Origin of the sequence: Bacteroides sp. 51 (genome assembly GCF_010500965.1) — a bacterium.
In the GTDB taxonomy this organism is placed as follows: Bacteria; Bacteroidota; Bacteroidia; order Bacteroidales; family Bacteroidaceae; genus Bacteroides.
Genome location: NZ_QVMI01000028.1, coordinates 37,607 through 56,813, shown reverse-complemented (window position 1 = coordinate 56,813; position 19,207 = coordinate 37,607). Strand labels below are relative to the sequence as shown.

Annotated in this window: 5 protein-coding genes and 2 pseudogenes; 2 read left to right on the top strand and 5 right to left on the bottom strand. The window is 41.7% G+C overall.

Features of this window, described 5'->3' with window-relative positions; all coding sequences use genetic code 11:
- Nucleotides 1–146: 146 nt before the first annotated feature.
- The 4 genes and pseudogenes from D0T87_RS17985 to tnpA form a co-directional block, all read right to left on the bottom strand.
- A complete protein-coding gene (locus D0T87_RS17985; protein ID WP_163176586.1) occupies nucleotides 147–6,206 on the bottom strand; it encodes a DEAD/DEAH box helicase in 6,060 nt (2,019 codons plus the stop codon).
- Complete coding sequence (locus D0T87_RS17980; protein WP_163176584.1) at nucleotides 6,203–9,364, bottom strand: hypothetical protein; 3,162 nt, start codon at nucleotides 9,362–9,364, stop codon at nucleotides 6,203–6,205. Before D0T87_RS17980 ends, D0T87_RS17985 begins: the two co-directional genes overlap by 4 nt.
- A gap of 66 nt (nucleotides 9,365–9,430) precedes the next feature.
- Nucleotides 9,431–10,441, bottom strand: coding sequence for a YafY family protein (locus tag D0T87_RS17975; RefSeq protein ID WP_163176582.1), 1,011 nt, complete (start codon nucleotides 10,439–10,441; stop codon nucleotides 9,431–9,433).
- 266 nt (nucleotides 10,442–10,707) lie between these two features.
- Nucleotides 10,708–11,147: pseudogene (gene tnpA, locus D0T87_RS17970) on the bottom strand (IS200/IS605 family transposase).
- 111 nt (nucleotides 11,148–11,258) lie between these two features.
- Here tnpA and D0T87_RS25170 point away from each other — a divergent pair.
- Nucleotides 11,259–11,390 carry an ORF6N domain-containing protein gene (locus tag D0T87_RS25170; RefSeq protein WP_370526909.1) on the top strand — a complete coding sequence of 44 codons (132 nt, stop codon included), beginning with the start codon at nucleotides 11,259–11,261 and terminating at the stop codon, nucleotides 11,388–11,390.
- A gap of 579 nt (nucleotides 11,391–11,969) precedes the next feature.
- Here the strand turns inward: D0T87_RS25170 and D0T87_RS25165 are convergent.
- Nucleotides 11,970–12,281 (bottom strand): annotated as a pseudogene (locus D0T87_RS25165) (ATP-binding protein).
- 249 nt (nucleotides 12,282–12,530) lie between these two features.
- Here D0T87_RS25165 and D0T87_RS17955 point away from each other — a divergent pair.
- Nucleotides 12,531–18,578 carry a hypothetical protein gene (locus tag D0T87_RS17955; RefSeq protein ID WP_163176580.1) on the top strand — a complete coding sequence of 2,016 codons (6,048 nt, stop codon included), beginning with the start codon at nucleotides 12,531–12,533 and terminating at the stop codon, nucleotides 18,576–18,578.
- Nucleotides 18,579–19,207: the final 629 nt, after the last annotated feature.

Sequence of the window (19,207 nt, the reverse complement as noted above, 5' to 3'; positions counted from 1 at the left end):
TCTCTAATATTTTTAACCAGTTTTTGACTGTATTTGATAATCAGATTAAGGTATGAGCCCTAATTCGATTATCTGTAAATTTTGAGGTTTACACAAAATTATGGATAGCCACTTTAATGGGAAGTTGAAATTATTTGGTGAAATATTTATTCACTCCCACACACCACACTATACAAAATACCATTATTTCCTTTTTCCCTATTATACAGTTTCACATCCATCTCCCAATTATCCTCAATATCGCTTATTTTTATATTCTCATCTTCCGGGGCAACACTCCAACCATTCTCAACACCACCATCAGGGCGAATAATCAGTTCAAACTTATCATTCTCTATTATTAGCTCCCTGTAATGAGGCAAACGGCCACCATTAATCTTCGGAGGGGTTCCAAGAAGATTCTCGGCACATTCTTCTATAAATTCATCCCGGTTTTGCACATAAGCGAAAGCATTGCTCAGTTCCGAATCCCAGTTCGTTGGCCTGCCCGTTGGGAATGCCAGGTTTAGTTCAAGATCTTGAACGGACAACTCGAAGGCAATTGCCAACTGATGAATCAAACGTATCAGCATTAAACATGCTAAAGGAGTCTTTAGATACCGGTCGGTGTATTTTACAGAGACGTTGCTTCCCATAACCTGTTGTTTTATCTTTTCCCATTGCTCCCGGTCGTGCGAGAATAGTTCGCCGGCAAAAGCATTGAGAGAAACGTTTGGTTTAGTGATTTTAAAGCTAAGCATTGTCCGACTGTTATCTGCAAAAGCCGACTTAAAATCAGGATTCCACGGAGCAATTGAAAGGGTCGGCATATTCCTGGACGAATAAACAACGGCATCTGAACTCCAATCCGCATTATATGGGCGCATGTCACTATCAGTAAAATAATCCACTGTTTTTTTATCATCGGTAAACCAGGCGGATAAGAGTGGATATATACCCCGAGGCTCATCTTGAACAAACCCAAGTGAATACTTCATTTTACATTCCAGAAGCAGGCTAACATCACTTACCGAAAGTTCATTTAACTTGATATTTTTATGGGGCATCACAAAATTGACGCGTACTCCCCGGGCATTCAACGAGGCTAAACTCTTGGCGTAAGGCCATTCCGAAGGTGTCCAGGTCGACAATTCGTTCGAAACGAATACCGTAACCTCTTGCAGGGAAGGGTCGGTGAGAACATTGCTGAATTCAGCTCTTAAGTTGGCTGTTACCCGCCCTGCATCGGGAACGACTGATTTAACTGCTTCCGGGATTTCCTTGCGGCTTTCCCTTTCGAATTCCAACCATTTAATAGCTTCCTGTTTGTCGAGTTTTTCCATGAACCATTGTGAGTCGCGGTCTATCAGGCAGCTGGTACAAGCTTTGGGACAGTCACAAAGTTTCAGTTCATTATAAGCCAAATCCAATATATCATCCCTATAAAGTGGGAACAGGGTAGAGTATCCAGCTCCGCCTAAGGCGGTATCGAAAATAAATACGGAGTTGAATTGCTCATTGACTCCAAATTTTATTTCAGAGCGGTTTACGCCTATATAATCGGCCAGCTTGTTAGTTAATACTACACCCAGGCTATAGAGAGCTGACCCCTTCAATGGATTACCGTCTTTATCGCGGAAGCGCAATTCTACTAAATCTGTTTGATACCGCCCTACGAGCAATACATTGCGCCGCACAGGTGTAGCTCTGTCTTCATTGCCGGCACAAATACCGCCTATTGACAGATGTTTATGACCGGCCAGCGGATTTTCCAATGGCTTATCTCCATGTTGGTCTTTTTCTTTCTTCATCTTTCCGCAGACAGTGCAAAGGGCATACCCTTTTCTATCTCCCACATTATAATATAGGATTTCGGCTTGGGGCGTACCCACGCGAAGATCAAGTATGCTATTCTCACCTTCTTTCCAGGGTTCCATTTCCAACAACGCGGGATAAACCATTGCCGATGGATTTTGTTTCATCTTGCGGGTTGGCTTGTAGCTTACATCTGTTTTAAAACCGGCCGGTTCGATGGTTTCGGTAAACGGGCTCATTTCCGGAAATCCTTTTACTCCCTGAAGCTTCCGCGCGGGTCCACAATAAGGACAGCTCTCCAGATGTTTACCCATTCTGATGGTAGAATATCCGCAGGAAGGACAATTTTGCAAGTGAGAACGGCGACTTTCACTCCATTTTCCTTTCATTTCAATACCGGCTGATTCGTATGTCCACTCATTGGCTACAATCCGATTGCCGGGGGCATACTCGGAAATGGCTACACTCAAATGCCTGCTCAATGGATGAGCGGGGTTGTCAAACTCAATCAGTCCTGTTGGTATGCCGGCGCTGGGAATGAAATTGTTTTCGGCCAAAAATCCAATGAGGTTCTCTCTCTTTAGCTTTTCCAACTGGCTTTCAAACAGTTTTTTTCGACTGATTGATTTTACATCCGCTTTGTTTTGTTCAATTACTTCTATCTTTGAATTAAGAGTTATATAGATCGAGTTGATTTGTGTAAGACCTTCCCGGGCCATCGTTTCCAGAGGTGTATTTTCTTTAATCGTACCTTTTGTCAGGCGCCGATACCCCTCTACTATTTTATCGTTTGATGCTACATTTTCCAGAAAAATCCTGAAATCGCTAAAATGCTTCCCACTGTGTTCATAGAAAAAATCGTCTATTGATTCTTTAATTTCCATGCCACCACGACGGGCTATGTACTGAGACAGCAAATAGGAGTTCACATTGCGCTGCACCAGGATATGGCTTTCCATACGTATCAAAGGCATGGCAATTTTGTGGTCCAATGCCCAGGTGGGATTACTAAACGTATTGGTACCGATGGGAGTCGGGGCACAGATGGTAAACGCAAGAGATTTCATCTCTCCACGACGTCCTGCACGCCCTGCACGTTGCAGATAGTTGGCCGGTTTGGGCGGTACATTTGTCATCAGCACTTCGGAGATACCACCAATGTCTATCCCCATTTCCATGGTTGTAGAGCAGGAAAGTATATTTAGCTCGCCTTTGTTAAACTGATTTTCGTATTGCTCTAAGGCTGCTCTTTTCAATTGTGCCGAGTGTTCGGCAGCAATGAATACAGGGCTTTTTAAGAGGATATTTTCGTATATATCCGACCATATACCGCGTTCTTTTCTGCTATGGAATGCTTCATTCATCCATTCCAGTATTTTCTCTTTAGATACGGTTTCTCCGTTTTCATCTTTTCTGTAAGCATACGGAAAGTGGGAAAGAGATACGGGAGGGGTATCAATCCTAAAACGCTTGTATGTGTCCGCATTTACATATCCGGTTATTAATGGGCTGTATGACTTGAAGTTCACATCTATCAGCGAGTGATGAACGGGACATATCCATGACTGGGCACTGAGCTTGATTTGTACTTTCCGATCATCAAATAAATCCAGTTTGTATCCATCGTATTTTATTCCGTTAATTGTTTTGTCATTTAAGGGGGATAAAACCTTAGCTGCCAGTATTCTCCAGGCTTTTCGCAAAATTTCGTCTATATCATCTTTTTGATCTTCAGACATTAAACCTACATCTGTAATTCCCATTGCCGCGCACAATAAAAGAACGATTCTGGGTTGTTTCTCGGGAATGTTCTTCCCGGTTCTTTTCAGAAGGGGCCACTTTTTCAATGAACGATCGCTCCTTGAGTCCTTTGTTCCGGCTGGTAGTTCCGATCCATAAACAGGGTCGGAAAAATAACTTTGCGGCAAATATACATTTGCTTTTTCGGGGATGTAATAATGCATATTACGCCGTAAATGATAGTCGAGGCATATTTTTAGGAAATCTCTCCACTCGTTATCCGTAAAGCCATATTTGGTAAAGAGGTGAGGCGCCTTTTCATCGGCCATACCCGGATAATGAAGGCTCACCAATCCCATAGATTCCAGTGCGTTACCACGGCGGGGACGCATTCCAAGCGCATCCAGCAACAAGGCTTTCAGATAGTCGCGCTTCTCTTCCCGATGTTCCGAAGAGTTCTCGTTTTTTATCGCATTTTTGCGTGCTTCACTCAGGTGAATAAACAACTTATTCAATTCTTCATCTTCTTCCAGAGCGGCTACAACCTGGCTTAATGAAATGGGCTGAATATCAGGCTTGCCTACAGAGTCTTTCTTATTTTGGAGTTGCTTAAACATTCCTTGTAGAACCGGTGGGAGTGCCCCTGCCATTTGCTGTTCATAAAAATAATTATAGGATGTTTCCTCTTCCGGGGTAAGGCCTTGCGAAGAATCTCCCCTGCCCCTGTCAGATAGAAAATGGAAAACAGATGCACGGGTCCAGTTTCTTTCCGTGGCAATGTTTTGCGCTAAAGCACCTTTTGCGGTGCCCTGGCGGTTATCGGTAAAAGTGATAAATTTACGCCCTTCATACATGGTCTTTCTATCGGTATTTTCCATCGGCTGCGCCTCTTCCAGCAAGGTGGGGGCGAGCATACGGCTTATTAAGGCGGAACTTGTATTAGCATAGTTAGCGTATCCTACAGATTCTCCGCATTTGGGGCAAAGTGGCTGGAGGGTATCTTTATGATAACAATAATCAAAATTGTTCTCGCCAGAGGCATATTTGAATTTATCTTTATCCTGCAAACTCAGTCCTTTGAAGGAAGTAGCAGCTTTATTATGGGGTGCCACCTCACAGCCTTTGGTTAAGTGCAGAGGAGCCCAAAACGACTGGTTAGCTGTAGGTTTGTTTTTGTTTTCATTTCCATCACCTTCTTCTCCTTCCATATCCAGTTCTTTATCCAATTCGAACAGGGTGGTTTCGGATGCAAATGAGCGAGTTGCCATCCGGTATTCATGTGTTTTTTCATTAAACTCACCATTAATCAGCAGTTCCCCGCAGGAATTGCAGATCTTTACTTCCAGCAATTTGGAATGGCAATCAGTACATTCCGTAGCCGGTTTGGTGGTTAAGGAACCAATGGGTAACCGCTTGTCTTTGTCAATCTTGCAACCCGGGTTGGTACAGGCATAGAGTCCACCTATGCTGCGTGCAAAGAAGTGTCCTTGTGTAGGAAGTATCCCTTTATCACCCAGGCGATCTATAAGTGCCAGTTTTTGTTCTATGGTACCTGTAAGCCCCGTAGCCTCGGCAATCTGGTCTGTGCTCAATGCGGGATTGCTGTTGAGCTGTTGGCGCAAATTGTGAGCATCCTGGCAAGTGAGTTTGAGACCAAATTCTTTGTTTATTGCATCAATTTCGGTTTGAAGTATCTGGTTGTCCATATCGGGAATGATACGTTCACCGTTTACAATTTCTATGTCATCGGTTTTCTTCCCTGTAAGGCGTGATATAAATTCAATGAGTTCCTGTGGATTTTCGCCAATGGTAGCCGATGTGGCGGCAAAGTTTACATCATCTATGCCCACTCCGAAGGCATCCAGCACCCGGCGAAGCTGCAAAGCAAGCTCGGCAGCAGATGAACCACTGTAAGAGTGGGTTTCATCCAACAATATCCAGCGTAGCTTTCCTTGTGATTGTTGTAGTATGGCCTGGTCTGAATTTCGCAGCAGCATATATTCCAACATGGTTGGATTGGTAAATAGTATCTGAGGCGGATTCTTGCGCACAGAATCTCTGCATGTGATTTCGGGGAAAGAGGCTTTTTGCGTTATACTATTCATTTCGTTCGGCGTGTTGCCGTTGAAAATGGCATAGCTTATCTGTGGGTTGAGGGCTTCGCACCAGGCATGTATACGTTTTCTCTGGCTGTCCATCAAGGCATTGAGCGGATATAGAAACAAGGCCTGAACGCCCTTGCCTCTGCCTGCTTTTTTCTCTCGCAAGAGGTCTTGCAGAACGGGTATCATAAAGCATTCTGTTTTTCCGGAACCCGTGCCGCTGGTTACAACGATTGTTTTCTTGCGTTTAAGCATGTTCTTCCAACTCTCTGTCTGGTGGCTGTAGGGGCAACGGTCGAGGGGGAAACGAAACTTTTCATCAGCATCGTTAAGCGCGTCTACAAAGTCTTCGTCCAGAATTCCGAGCTGCGAAGCATGCTGGCCGAAAGTATGTTCTGAGTTTTTCCACGGAAACACAGAGCGGAATACGGGTGATGCCAATAAAGGCTCTTTTTCTTCCAGCACGTAGCGTAAGTAGTTTTGTTCTTTTTCTTTGCCCGAAGCCCACATCGAGAGTAAAGCATCTGTAAAACGGCGTTGTGTATTGGTGTATAAATTTCTATAATTCATAATGTTTGTTGTTTTTGTGTGTAGTTAATAAATTTCAATGTATGTAATAAGATTTGTCCGTAGACATCGGGCAGCACTACCCGGTAAAAATTGATAATACGCCTTAGTTTTTTCGCTTCATGGTCGTATTGCCACAGTTCACCGGTAATTCCCATCAGGTTTTCTGCCGCCTTCACCGGCGATAAGAGACAGGTAACCTGATAGCCGGGTATGCCATCGATCTTGAAATACTTGCCGGCGGTGATTTCTATTTTCGGCAAGTCTGCATTGTTGTCGGTTCTACCGGAAATCTTTCCGCGTATTTCCTGAATATCCGCATTCAACAATTGAGGAGGATTGCCGATTACCTTTTCGTCACTAAAGGCATATTCTTTTAATTGGGCAAGGTCTGCCTGAATCGTTTCTTCCAATACACTATGTTGTGCTTGAATGTAGGTAGGCATTAGATTTAGATGCGGATATTCTGCACTCATAAAATACTCTAAGCCTTCATTCCATGTTTCTGCGTTTATCCAGTGCCATGCCACGGCAAATTCTTGCTCAAATCGCACGAGTTGTGATATCCGGTTTTTATCGTCGCCCACATCGAAACATTTCAATAAAACCAGCAACCGTATCATCAATTGTGGAGAATGGGCAATGGCCTTGAAACAATTGAATGTGCGGAAAGGCAATTCATACTGAACGGTTAAATCGAAATAGGTGAGCACTTTCTCCCATTCTTCGCTATAAATAGATTGATAGGTAAGTTGGGTAGCCAACTGACTGATGCTGTCTGCTGCGAAAGCCTTTCTGGATTCGATATCAATGTCGTCATCTTGCCCGAAATCGTGATATTTAGGTATGATCCTGTTGTCTTCCGATACATCGGAAAATACGATTCCCTGCTTGTAATCTGCCTCCGGCGGTAAGGTGTATCCCTGCTCCTGCTGCTCTAATTGACAGAGTTGGGGTTTGCCCTCTACAGTTACAAACCATATTTTACCGGGATTATTCACTATCGGGGGGTTACCGTCTGAGTAGTGCCGGGATGTGCAAACATACATCCTTCCGTTCTCCATCACTGTATCCAGATCAAAACGTCTCACTGCAATTTGTTTGCGGTATGAGCCACTGCCAAAGTTTAACTGTACACTGCAATTGCGGCTGAATGTATTGAAGCCATACAGCAAAAAGAGCTGTTCGATATATTGGCGGAAAGTACTCAGGGAGTAAATTCCTTTCTTCTCTTTGAGGCGCAGTTTCACTGATTTGGGTTCATTGTCTTCCAGATAAAGTATTTCTATTGGAACAGTATCAAACCCTGATATGATTACTTTGTATTTATAGAGCATATCTATGGTGATGATTTTCCCGTGGGTATCTATTTCACCGTCGGGCCCGGTGAGCACGATATCTTTGAGCGGGGGAAGCACCTCCATATCAAGCGAAGGATTGTCTGCAACCCGGAACCTGAATGCACACGTTTCGGCGGCATCACCTCCGTGTTTAGAGCGGGCTACTCCAAAGGTGTTTCCTGCTTCTCTTTCAAACGAAAACTTATCGGAAGTAAGTGGGTTGATGTTTCCTTCGGGTATGCTCCAATTTACCAGTCCGCCCTGTTCCACATTATAAATGTGTTCACAATGCAACTTGTGCACATGATAAAAGCGCTCGATATGGAAGGTTCCATCGGGAAATTCTATCTTGAAATCAAGCAAACCGTTGGGCAAACCTCCTGCAAAGAACGTATGCCACTCCTTGCCGCAGTAGGGGCGGTAAAATACCTGATAATTACTTTTGCGTATGATTTCGTTATCCGCATCGAACACGCGTATATGTGGCGCGCGGGTAATTAGTTTATAATTGGTTTTTTCCAGCCAGTGGGGCGATTCGATACGAAACTCAGCGTAATACCGTGTAGGCTGGCTGTTGAAAGACAATTTTTCGCCATCCGCTCTATGCAATGTAATGTTTGTATCAAACGGATAGAAATTGTAACTCTTCTCCCCGATGGTGATCGTTTCGCAGCCAGCAGCTTCCTGCACCTGCCAATCAGCGTCGGCAAGTACCGCGTTTTGCTCCGCACTTTTACCGGGACGTTTGAGCAACCATTGATTGTTTTGTCGGGTAAATACCTGCGGAATATCAAGTTCCGGGGCATGAGCGGAAGGCAATACAATATCGTGTACTTCGTCATTATCTGTTTTTATCTGAACAGACACGATTTGTTGTCCTTCCCAAACAAATGTGTGGGGATGAATAACTCCGGTTGAATAATAATATTCGTTATCATTTCCTGCCTTGCGATAGGAAATAACAAAGGTATCATTTACATATAAAGAGAAAAGCTGTGTTTCTTCATCTTTTGTTAAATCAACAATGTCCTGAATTTTGATTTTGCGCGGATATTCAATGGAGTAAATTAATCTCGACTTTCCACCACTCTCTTTTGCTTTCTTCAACTCCCAGTTAACGGAAAGGAAAGCGCGGGGTTGCCTGTTATACTCTTTCGTAATAGTTTCTGCCAAATCTTTAAATCCTTCCTCATCTGCATCATAGGGTAATAAATCGGGTTTGTCCTCAATGATAGCCCGTACTATCTGCATACTCAAATAGTAAATATTAGGATTATTGAATGTTTGGGGCAGATACTTTGTTATGGGCAGCCCGGAAACATACTCGGTATCTTCCCAATCTACTTCTACTTGTTTCAACTCTTTAGCCAACTGTACCAGAAAGTGCTTGTAGTTGTTGAAATCAATACTTTGAATGTATTTAATCGGCAATCCTCCCTGATTGAGCAAGGTACGAAAAGAATGCGTATGCCCCTGAGCATTACGAATGGGATTGATTCCAAATTTTTTGAGTCCTCTCAGCGCAGCGTCGTAAAATTCATCTATCCGGTAATCGCTTATCCTCAAACTATTGGCAATGGCTTTTTTTGAGGGATGAGCATTTCTTTCGTCTGGATATTCCCTTCTCCACCATTCGGCAAAGTAGAGCGCCACTTCCCTATCATATAATATACTGGGCGGAGTGCTTTGAGACCACAAACTTTTGAGCGTAATTCTCAGCAATTTGTACTCTTCATTGGTAAGCCGCAATTTCCACAAAGGTAGGGGCACACTATTTCTTCCCCGCTTCTCCAAAATGTCTTTAATTGTAAAATTTTCCATAGTGATCTATTTTTTTAATTTGAATGATGCAAAGTAAAAGCCCAAGTGTGCAGTGAGTGCGCACAATCAGAAAGAATATTTAGAATGCATCTCAGAAGCCTCTGTGGCAATGGTGTTTCGTAAATGTTCGGGTGCAATCACTTCCATATCGTTGCCAAATGATAGTATAAGTGATTTCAATTCGCGGTTAATATATAATTTTAGCCGGATGGCGGTGAACTCTTCTCCTCTTTCCCGGATGGTTTGCGATCCGTGTAGCGGTTTTGTCTCTACATATTTCCATCTGTTATTGGCAATCCGTAAAATCACTTCTTCTTGTTTGCTTCCTTCGTAAATGGTAACACCTATCATATCATCAAAATATTCATCGAAATCCATATCGTCTACAGGTACGTAGGTGTGCTTGCTTGGTTGAATATCGACTATTCGATCGAGCGCAAAGAGAGAGGTTTTGCTACTATATTTTTCTGTATATCCAATAAGGAACCAACGGTTGTTGTATTGTTTGAGATAGTAGGGACTTATTACAACCTCATATTCCGGTTTGGCAAATGGCTTGTATTTGATTTCAATGGTAGATTTGTTGACAATGTATTCATAGAGCTCGGAAATATATTCGCGCCCCACATAATCGGGATTGTCATAAAAGCCGATTACTTTTTCGGATGCTGCCAGTCCAAACTCCTGAGTCAACCGTGCCGATATTTCTTCCACCCATCCAAACTGTGGCATTCCCCTGAACCGCGTGAGGGTTTGCAATGACTCGCGCAGCTGGCTGGCTTCCTGCTGGTTGAGGGGTCTTTTGTTTATGGAGAAATCAGGGTCGGAGTAGCGGTAATACATCCTCCTGTTCTCTCGTTTTCTCTCAATAGGAGCCTCGTAACCCTGCGAATCTTCCATAAACCGGATGTCTTCAAACAACTGTCGCCGCTGGATACCTGATGATTTTGGATTCAGCTCTGTAAGGGCCTCGTTGCAGGCATCTAAAAGGTCTTCAAAAAAGAATTTCCGTCCCTGGTTTCGAAAACATTTATCAAGGGCGATATATCGTATTACTGCATTCTCGTGTTTTGACATAGCTTACTTTTCAAATTTTATACAAATCTACATATTACTGATATTTAGTATATAGAAGTGACCAAACTTTTAATACCTTATCATCATTTGCACAACTTACATGCAATATTCGCAAAATTTCTCAACATTTGCAAGCAGTTTTCTGATAATCTGGTAAATGGACATGGCAATATCCCTCGTACGGGAGCTGTTTTCCGTTTTTTGATTTAGAAGTAGTATCTCTTAGTCTTAGGATGAAATCTATTGGTTTGGATAGTGAGAACTATCTATTTGTCGAAATCATATATCTTCTTGTACTTCTTTTCCGTACCCTGATTTGAAACATATGCTTTTATCACATCACGACTCCCATACAAATCTACTGCATTCGCATAATAACCGCTTGTTCAAAACTACCACCCCATAACTACTTCTTTATTTCAGGGTGTAAACGAAACAATTCCCGAGCGGTCAAACTCTTGAGCTTTGTCACAATATCTGATACGGAATAAGAAGGAACACTCTGCAACAAGAAATGGACATAATCAGGCTCATAACCGATTTCCACAAAAACAATTTCATAGAGATCCGAGATTTCCATACAAACCCCTTGTAAACTTGATCCAATCATATCCGTTACAATCTTTCTACGATACTTGATAGGGAGAACAATATGATAAAGGAGAAGCGTCTTATTATGTCGTTTATAGATATGGTCATCGTCCATGAAAACAAAGATAAACTTTTTCAGAAACCTTATGTTTATTTACCCAGTGGCAAGCCTCGAGAAATTCTTTAGATTAAAAGTTGAATTGTAACTATACAAGCATAACAAGTAATACTTGATAGTGATGTGGCTGAATTATACAGTGTAGAAACTAAACATATTAATGAAGCAGTAAAGAACAATCCTGATAAGTTTCTGATGAATACATTATTTCATCACAGCAAAGAGACTGGGAAAACTTGAAGTCGAAAATTTCGACTTTAAGTTGGATAGTTTACGGGTACCTCTCCAACGTTTTTAGCGAAAAAGGCTTATAATGTTAGTGACTATCCTAAAATTTCCAAAAGCAATGGAAATTACTATCGCTATCATTGAAACTTTTACAAAAGTGCGAGAGCTTTCCCGTACCATTCCAAATATGGGACAACATAACCCTCAAAATCAGAAGGATATGTTGTAACAAAACGATGAAATAATATCAGATATCATTGGGGCGGATTTGAGACTACTGATACAAAAATTACAATTGAACTTAATCTGGCAGTAGTTTCAATGAAACATACGATTAAAAGGACATCAAAAAAAGTAATGATGGAACGAGGATATATAAATATAACTGAGAATGAACAGCATGAGTCATGGCTGAAGCTAATTGATAGAAGGAACAGTATGGCTTTTGGAGTAGCAAATCGCTTCTATTCTTTCTGTTCAGTTAATTGTGCCCAATATGAGTTTCATTATCATTCCACATAATATTATTAATTGTGCATATTTCGGTGATACCCCGTTTCTTTTCTGTTGACCAGGTTTGTTATTACAAAGTTATACTTTCTTTTTTAAACTCTCTCCTTCTAGATCAAATCTGTGGGACGTATGTACAATTTTATCCAGTATTGTATCTGCAATGACCCAATTTCCAATGACGTCATATCCCTTACTGACGGGTAACTGGCTCGCAATAATAGTGGCTTTCTTGCGTGCCTGTCTTCAGTAATTTCCATAAAATCTTGTCTCTAGTGTCTTCATCCCAAAGTCATCAATAATCAATAGATCCGTCCGTTGTAACTGAAATAGTAGTTTGACTATTGTCCCTTCAATGCGTGCCAGTTTGAGTTTGGTTAGTAGTTTCTGCATTCCGAAGTAACATCAATCAAAATTTGGCGGTTTCAAAAAAAGTGTAGGTTTTTGTTTCATTGTTTCAATCTAAAAACACCAAAGTTTTATGGAAATACAGAGGGTATGTTCTTCATTTTTATTAAACGCACTTATAAATCAAACTTTTTATGTAAGTTTGCGGAATAACTGGTAGCTATTAATTATCAATATGATAGTAGCTTCTTTATTTTTCTAATGCAAAAATTAGTCTTGTGAAAAATGATGCGAATGAGGAACACAACAAGTAAAAAAGAGGAAAAAAGGAATCGCTATTTGTCGAAATATTCATCTAAAATATCGCGGATATATCTCGAAATCCATAATTTTAATTTCAGGCACGGGGTTTTCGAAGGAAATGATGAGAACTTTATTGGTCGCAATGACATCAGGAACCGTCTGAGGGCTATTTTTACGCAGAGTGACGGCAAATCGGGCACGTACCTGATAACCGGACAACGGGGGGTGGGCAAAACGAGCCTTATTAATAAGGTTATAACCGAGCTGTCGGGCAAAAAAGGAAATGGATTTTGGCAGTACGTTTTACAGTACTTTTTCCTGTTGGCATTCATCTTTTTGATAACATTGCTCAATAGGTATGTAAAATATGATTTATTTAATGAGTCAGATGTTACCATACAAATAGTCTGTTGGGTGGCGGTGGGGCTATTGTGGTTTGTATCTGCCTTCTATGTGGGTAGACATAGCCTTTACCGGAAAATGAAACAGCAGCGAAAGACGAAACACCGGAAGATAGTACAGTGCTGGAGGCTGAAAAAGTATTGGAGGCGGGAGAGGTACCGGAAAGGGTTGAAATTGGCATGTGGAGAAATGATGTATAAAGTTTGCCACTTCTTTGGTCCATATATAACGGAGATGGTGAGGTTTTATAAAGAAAGGAAGCAAGAGAACCAGCTGATGAAGTATGCCAAGTATGTGAGCATCGTCACACTGGTAATGCTGATTGCCAAGCTGTTTTGTAATTCCAATTTTATTCAGGTATATCTGGGGTATGGAGTTGTGCTTTTATTCTTCTTTGTGATGAATAGCCTCAGGAAAATGTTTATCGGCAGAAAGGCTGATGAAGAAGAAGAATTATCGAAAGCGTACCGTAAAATTATTTCTTCAAAGAAAAAACCAAACACTTATTCTTTTCTTTATCCGTTGATTTATACATTCTTTCTTTTAATAGGTATTTTGCTTATCGTGGCTCTGTTTTATTACTTCCATATACATCTTATTCTTAAACTTATAATTTCCATTTTCGTAATTCCTTCGTTATTATATTTAATTTTATGGGGGATATGCCGGAATTACGAGCTCTACCGTATCTCTTCCCAAAAACTGTCGATATGGTTTCAGAAGCATCGTACCCTGAAACGGTTTTTTGACCGCACGAAATATATAAGCATCAAAATTAATCTGGGGTATGATAATTTGCGGAACCTGGATGTGTTGAAGCTGGTTTCGCACAACATCAACAAGGAGTACAGGACTTTTGTGAGCACAGGGTATGTGTACTGGATGCGTCTGGTGTTGCTGTTGGCTTGTAGTGTGTTTGTTGCTTTTTTTGTATATTCGCTTACGGGGATTACCATGGTAGGCTTTGCTACATCATTCGAAAAAGATGATTTCACCGACTCTGTGGTGGTGGTGGATCATGTGGGAAAAATGAGAAGGGTAGAGGATAGCATACGGCCTTCTGTTCATAAAAATATAATCGTGGAGAATTTGTCGGTCATGGAAAATGGGATCAAGAAAGATACACTCAAGAATCACGCTTATAACAAACGGATGATAGCCAGTGCGGCGGGTCGTATCAGAAAGCAGATACCATTTGTGGACAACCCTTACGCGGCTTCTGTGCTTGAGACGGAACTGGATGAATTGAAATATGAACACCGCATTGCTTCTTTATTGAATACCCGGGAGGGGATAAAGGAAAAGGTGAAGGTGCCCCTGTTGATTACCGCACGGTTGATTGGTAAAACTGTTACTTCGCGTACTGCCTCAGACTCGATACCGACGGATTCATTACGGATAAAATATTTGAATTCCCTGCAATCCAAATTTGAAAGTACCGGAAAGATGAGCAGCGCTGATAGTGCTAAGTTCGTGAGGTATTATACGATAACCAAAGACGAAATTTTGTATGATTTAGAGGAGAAAAAAGCTAATAAAACCGGTGCGGGTACCGGGTTAGGGAATAAGAAGAGGGCGATGATGTCATCTGTGTTCCAGATGTTTTTCTCGCCCACTTTCTGGCTTACTTTCCTTGTTGTGTTTTTCCTGTTACGTTATCTGTTCACGCGTAGGCAAAGGCGGGTATTGAGGCAGTTGAGGCAGTTGGAAGAGTCTATCGCGGCAGATATAAAGAAAGAGGAGTTGACCGCGGCAGGGATTTCGCCCTATAAATCGCCGTTGGTGGTCAACCATAGCAGGCGGAAGGAGAAGAATTACCCCCGGTCTGACGTTCATGATATCGAAAAACAGCTGATAAGTATTCTACAGGAGATTTCGCGCTTGCACACAATAGCTCATCCGCAGTTTATTGTAGTGTTCGATGAGCTGGACAAGATTGAGCCTGACGACACGAACAGCGTGGCTAACCTGAAAACGAATTCTTATTCGCCACAAAATACCCGTAGCCGGCAGCAGGCGGTGTTTAGCTTGCTTTCGGGGCTTAAGTATTTCCTTACCACGGCACAGGCGAAGTTTATTTTTGTGGCCGGAAAGGAGATTTACGAGGCTTCGCTGGCGGATGTTGCCGACAGGAATTATTATGTGAGCAGTATTTTTCACGACGTAATCAATGTGCCGAGTTTTATGTCGGATTTTTCGGATAAGAAGATTACTGATATTTGCAGCATGACGGAACAATATGTGTGCAGGCATCTTTTCCCAGGTAATTATATTGTGGCGGAATATAACCTGGCGGAATATAATAAGTACCTGAAAAAGATAGATGAATCGGAGCGAAAAGGAATGTCGAAGCAGGCAGAGCGGGAATGTAAGAGGGAGCAGGATATTGTTCGGCGCAAAATTATGAATTTGCTGGACAATTTTATTCTCTACCTTACCCATGTGGGCAAAGGTGCGCCTAAAAAGATGATATCGCTTTTCGAGCAGTCGGTAGAGCGGTATATGCCTTATGCTTTCGACCAGAAAATAGAGGAATATGAGCGTGTGGTGTGTAAAAAAACGCAGGCGAATACGATCTATTTCCTTGTTTTCGACTTTTATAAGCAGTATAGTATCAACCTGATAGCTTCGCTGGTGAACCCGGTTATCATTCGGTTCAACAGTACTAATGTGCAGAAACATGGTGATAAATTGTTGGTGGCCGGGCTGTTTTTCCTCGATCATTTATACAAATTCCACCGGCATGCCTTTAGCTGGCGGGCGCTCGAAAGTTCGCCCGAGTTGATTGATATTAATAAGAATCCCGAACTGAGGATGTATATCAAGGATCATTTGCATTATTTGTCTCAAAACCACATTAAGCAGGTGGATAATGGATTGTATCATTTCAGGTTTTACAAGAAAATAGCGCACGAGATTGCTTTCCTGGCCCGGGTGTCGGAGGAGTCGTCGGCCATTTATAATTTCACGCTCGACGAGTCTTACAATATCAAGCAATACTACCAGCAGCTACAGAAAAAAGTGCACGAACAGTTGAAGGCAGAGGATTTAGGGGTGCACAAGGCGGTTACTACGCTCAGTTCGCTGCACTTTACACTGGGTGAATTGTATCTCTATGATGAGGAGGTGGAGGAGGCGATCATTGAATTTAATAGTACTATTTCGTTGTTGCTGACCATAAACCCGGTGGATATGACACCCGAACAGATCATTATCCTTATTAAATCCATGTTGTGTCTCGGTATCGTTTACGAAATGAAGAATCTCAACGATCAGGCTTTCCTTGTTTATTCTGAGGTGGTGAAGTTGCTGATATCGTCTCGGGATATAGATATTAAAAAGCTAGGTTTGCGCACGTGTGAGGTGGATGGGCAAATGAGGGTGGTGTATGATTCCCAGATCAATGTGGAGAATGAGAGTGATGAACCGGGAATCTTTTTTAAAGATATTCATACATGGGAACATCTCACGTGTCTGCTGGATGGGGTGAATCAGCTGCATCCAAAGATACAGGAGATTCTGAACCGAATTACTTCTTACGAGGGGCTGAGGATATTTTACCTGCCGCTGTTAGCCCGGTTTCAGGTGCTCGAAAAATCGCAAATGGGCGGTATCCGTGTGATGGATGTGAAGCGGTTGATAAAGGAGTTTGTTTTCCTTACAAATATGGTCAACAAGGATAATTATACGCTACTCTTTGCCGATTTTTACGCCCGGTTGGGGGATATCCTGTATTATAAAAATTCTTCTTTCGTGAAGCATCTACCGGCTTTCAGCGAGTTTTTTCCTTATGATTTTACTTCGCCACTCAGTGATAATGGTGAGCCCGTCCGGTTTGATGATGATGGGGTATGGCAATTGAGAAAGCGCATGGGGTGCATTCGTGAATGCGGAAAATGTCAGGGGATGGACAGAATATCTGAAAAGGAAGGACGTAAAGAAAAAGTTAAAGACGCGAAGGTTTTCCCGTGTGATGCGTGCCATTTCTATAAGTATTCAATCTTATTGTTGCTGGAGAAATCGGATAATAAAGAGGGTATATCGCCAAAAGAAAAGAATCCAATTAGTGACAGGGACAATTGGGTGGAAGTAATTTTGGACAGGCTTACATCGCTGAGAAACGATGGCTATCCCGGTTGGGATGATGCGCGTTTCAACCTGCTGGCGCGGATATTATCAAATCTGGGAGATTGTATGTTGTCGTGCCATACATTTCCTCGCTTCGACCCGTTGATAAATTATTTGAATGAATATATACAAAAACGGTCTGAGAGAGGTAGCAATGAACTTAAATATATAAAGGATACTTTTGACAGTTCTTTGAAAAACGGAGCTGGTGGAAAAAGATTTATTGAAATTGCAGCTTTATATCTCTTATCCTCTCTTTTCTATAAGAAAGCTACCGCATATAATATGACCAGCCAGCAATATCTGAAAGTGCTTGCTTTCATAAAAGATATAGCTAAATCTACCAGGGGCCGGGTTAAATATTCCCAATTGGAAGAGATCAACAAATTCTTTGCATACCATGCCATGAAATGCCTTTCGAGCGCTTATAAAGATGTGCATTTTGTGGAGATGAAGCAATTGGAATATTTGTTTACTGACGAAAACGCGAATTACAGGAATCTGTTGCTGACAAATGATTGTTTCGAAATCATCCTTTTTTATATGGTGATAAAATACAGGTGTATGCAACCGGATACGGAAATTCATTCGGAAAGGCCTTATCGTTTACTGGAAATTGATAGAATGTTTACAGGGATGAGCAATGCGTTGAATTCGAGTATACACAACCGTATCATCATGTTGACTTTTAAAACGAAGGTGAATAAAAACGAGTTTTACCGGCTGTGGATGCGGGATAATAAAACAGCGCCGACGGCTGACGGGAAGAGAATAAATGCGAAGGAATTGATGAGGAGGATACAGTATTTTGTGACCGACTCTATTTTCAACCTCAAAGAGATTATTAAGTTTTCGCATATTTATGGCGAAACGTACCTGTTAACCAATCTTTCGATAGCCGAGGCGCATAAGGAATTGATGTTTTGGTGTGAGTTTAAAGAAGAGTTTGAGAGCCTGATGGGGTGGCTCCGGTTCAAGGGGTGTGCCGTTGAAAGCTGTCCGTTCCTTGAAACTGAAAGCAAATACCGTGTGATAGTTACCCTTGCGTGCCGTCAATATAGCAGGAAGATAAATAGTATATTGCAAAGGTGGCAATGGAAGGAATGTGATGAAGATAACCTTATACTTGTGAGGAATAATATTGAATTCCTGACTACGGTGTGCGAAGATGAAAAGCTGGCTGAAATGGTGGGCAAAGAAATTGGTTTTGAGGCCAGTGCCCGGCTATCGTCAGATCAGGAACGGGCAAATGCACTGCGCGCTTATTACAAAGCACGGGAAATGCATACGGAAGGGCGCACGTATAAAAATATGATTGAGCGTGGCTGCTACCTGAATGATGAGTACAACGACCGGAAGTTTCATTTCCTTACGGCTGCGGAATGCAATAAAACGAATATTAATTTTAAAAAATACCGGGCGATGGTGGAGGTGATCTGCTACGGTTATAAAGAGCCTTCGTTGTACAACCCGGATATGTATCTGTATTTGGAAAATGATGGGGAGTAGCCCCGTTTTTCGGGTACTTGTTATGCGGATTTTACGGTTTCGAGGGAGTAAACCGTGTCATTTCGTATCATTTACGACTCTATCTTTATTACTTATCAAAAGTATTATTGATCAAAATTTAAACAAATCAAACCAGTGTATGCTGATTTGCTCAAAAGGCAGAGTAGTAAGTGATACATATACGATGTAAACCGTTAGGTACTATATAGGAGATGACCGAAAGGAAACTATTGATGATGCATCGAAATGCAAGTAGATGATGCTAAAACCGGGTTGATGCAAGAAATTCGAATCAGTGTAGTGATGAAGTTGCTGTAATGGTAATGGAGCGAAAAGGGCAGTTTATCCGGCGTATTTGTAATAACGGACAACATTTATTAGGGAAAAATCGTAGTGTCCAAAATGGAACGAAAAAAATGAAAAGGACTATTAATCAAGAAAATGCAGGGTAGAAGGTGCAATTCACGTACGGTTCTGTGAGAGGCTTGGATTAAGATGTCCAAGCCTACTCGACCTTGAAAAAGACATTTATTTATCAATAATTTGGCAGTTTCAAAAAAAGAGTGTAATTTTGAACCCGAAAAGTAAGACAGACATTGGATAACATCTGTAGGACAATTCGAGACAAG

Coding starts and splice junctions, on each gene's coding strand:
- D0T87_RS17955 (WP_163176580.1), top strand. CDS start 12,531: ATGAGGAACACAACAAGTAAAAAAGAGGAAAAAAGGAATCGCTATTTG.
- D0T87_RS17980 (WP_163176584.1), bottom strand. CDS start 9,364: ATGGAAAATTTTACAATTAAAGACATTTTGGAGAAGCGGGGAAGAAAT.
- D0T87_RS17975 (WP_163176582.1), bottom strand. CDS start 10,441: ATGTCAAAACACGAGAATGCAGTAATACGATATATCGCCCTTGATAAA.
- D0T87_RS17985 (WP_163176586.1), bottom strand. CDS start 6,206: ATGAATTATAGAAATTTATACACCAATACACAACGCCGTTTTACAGAT.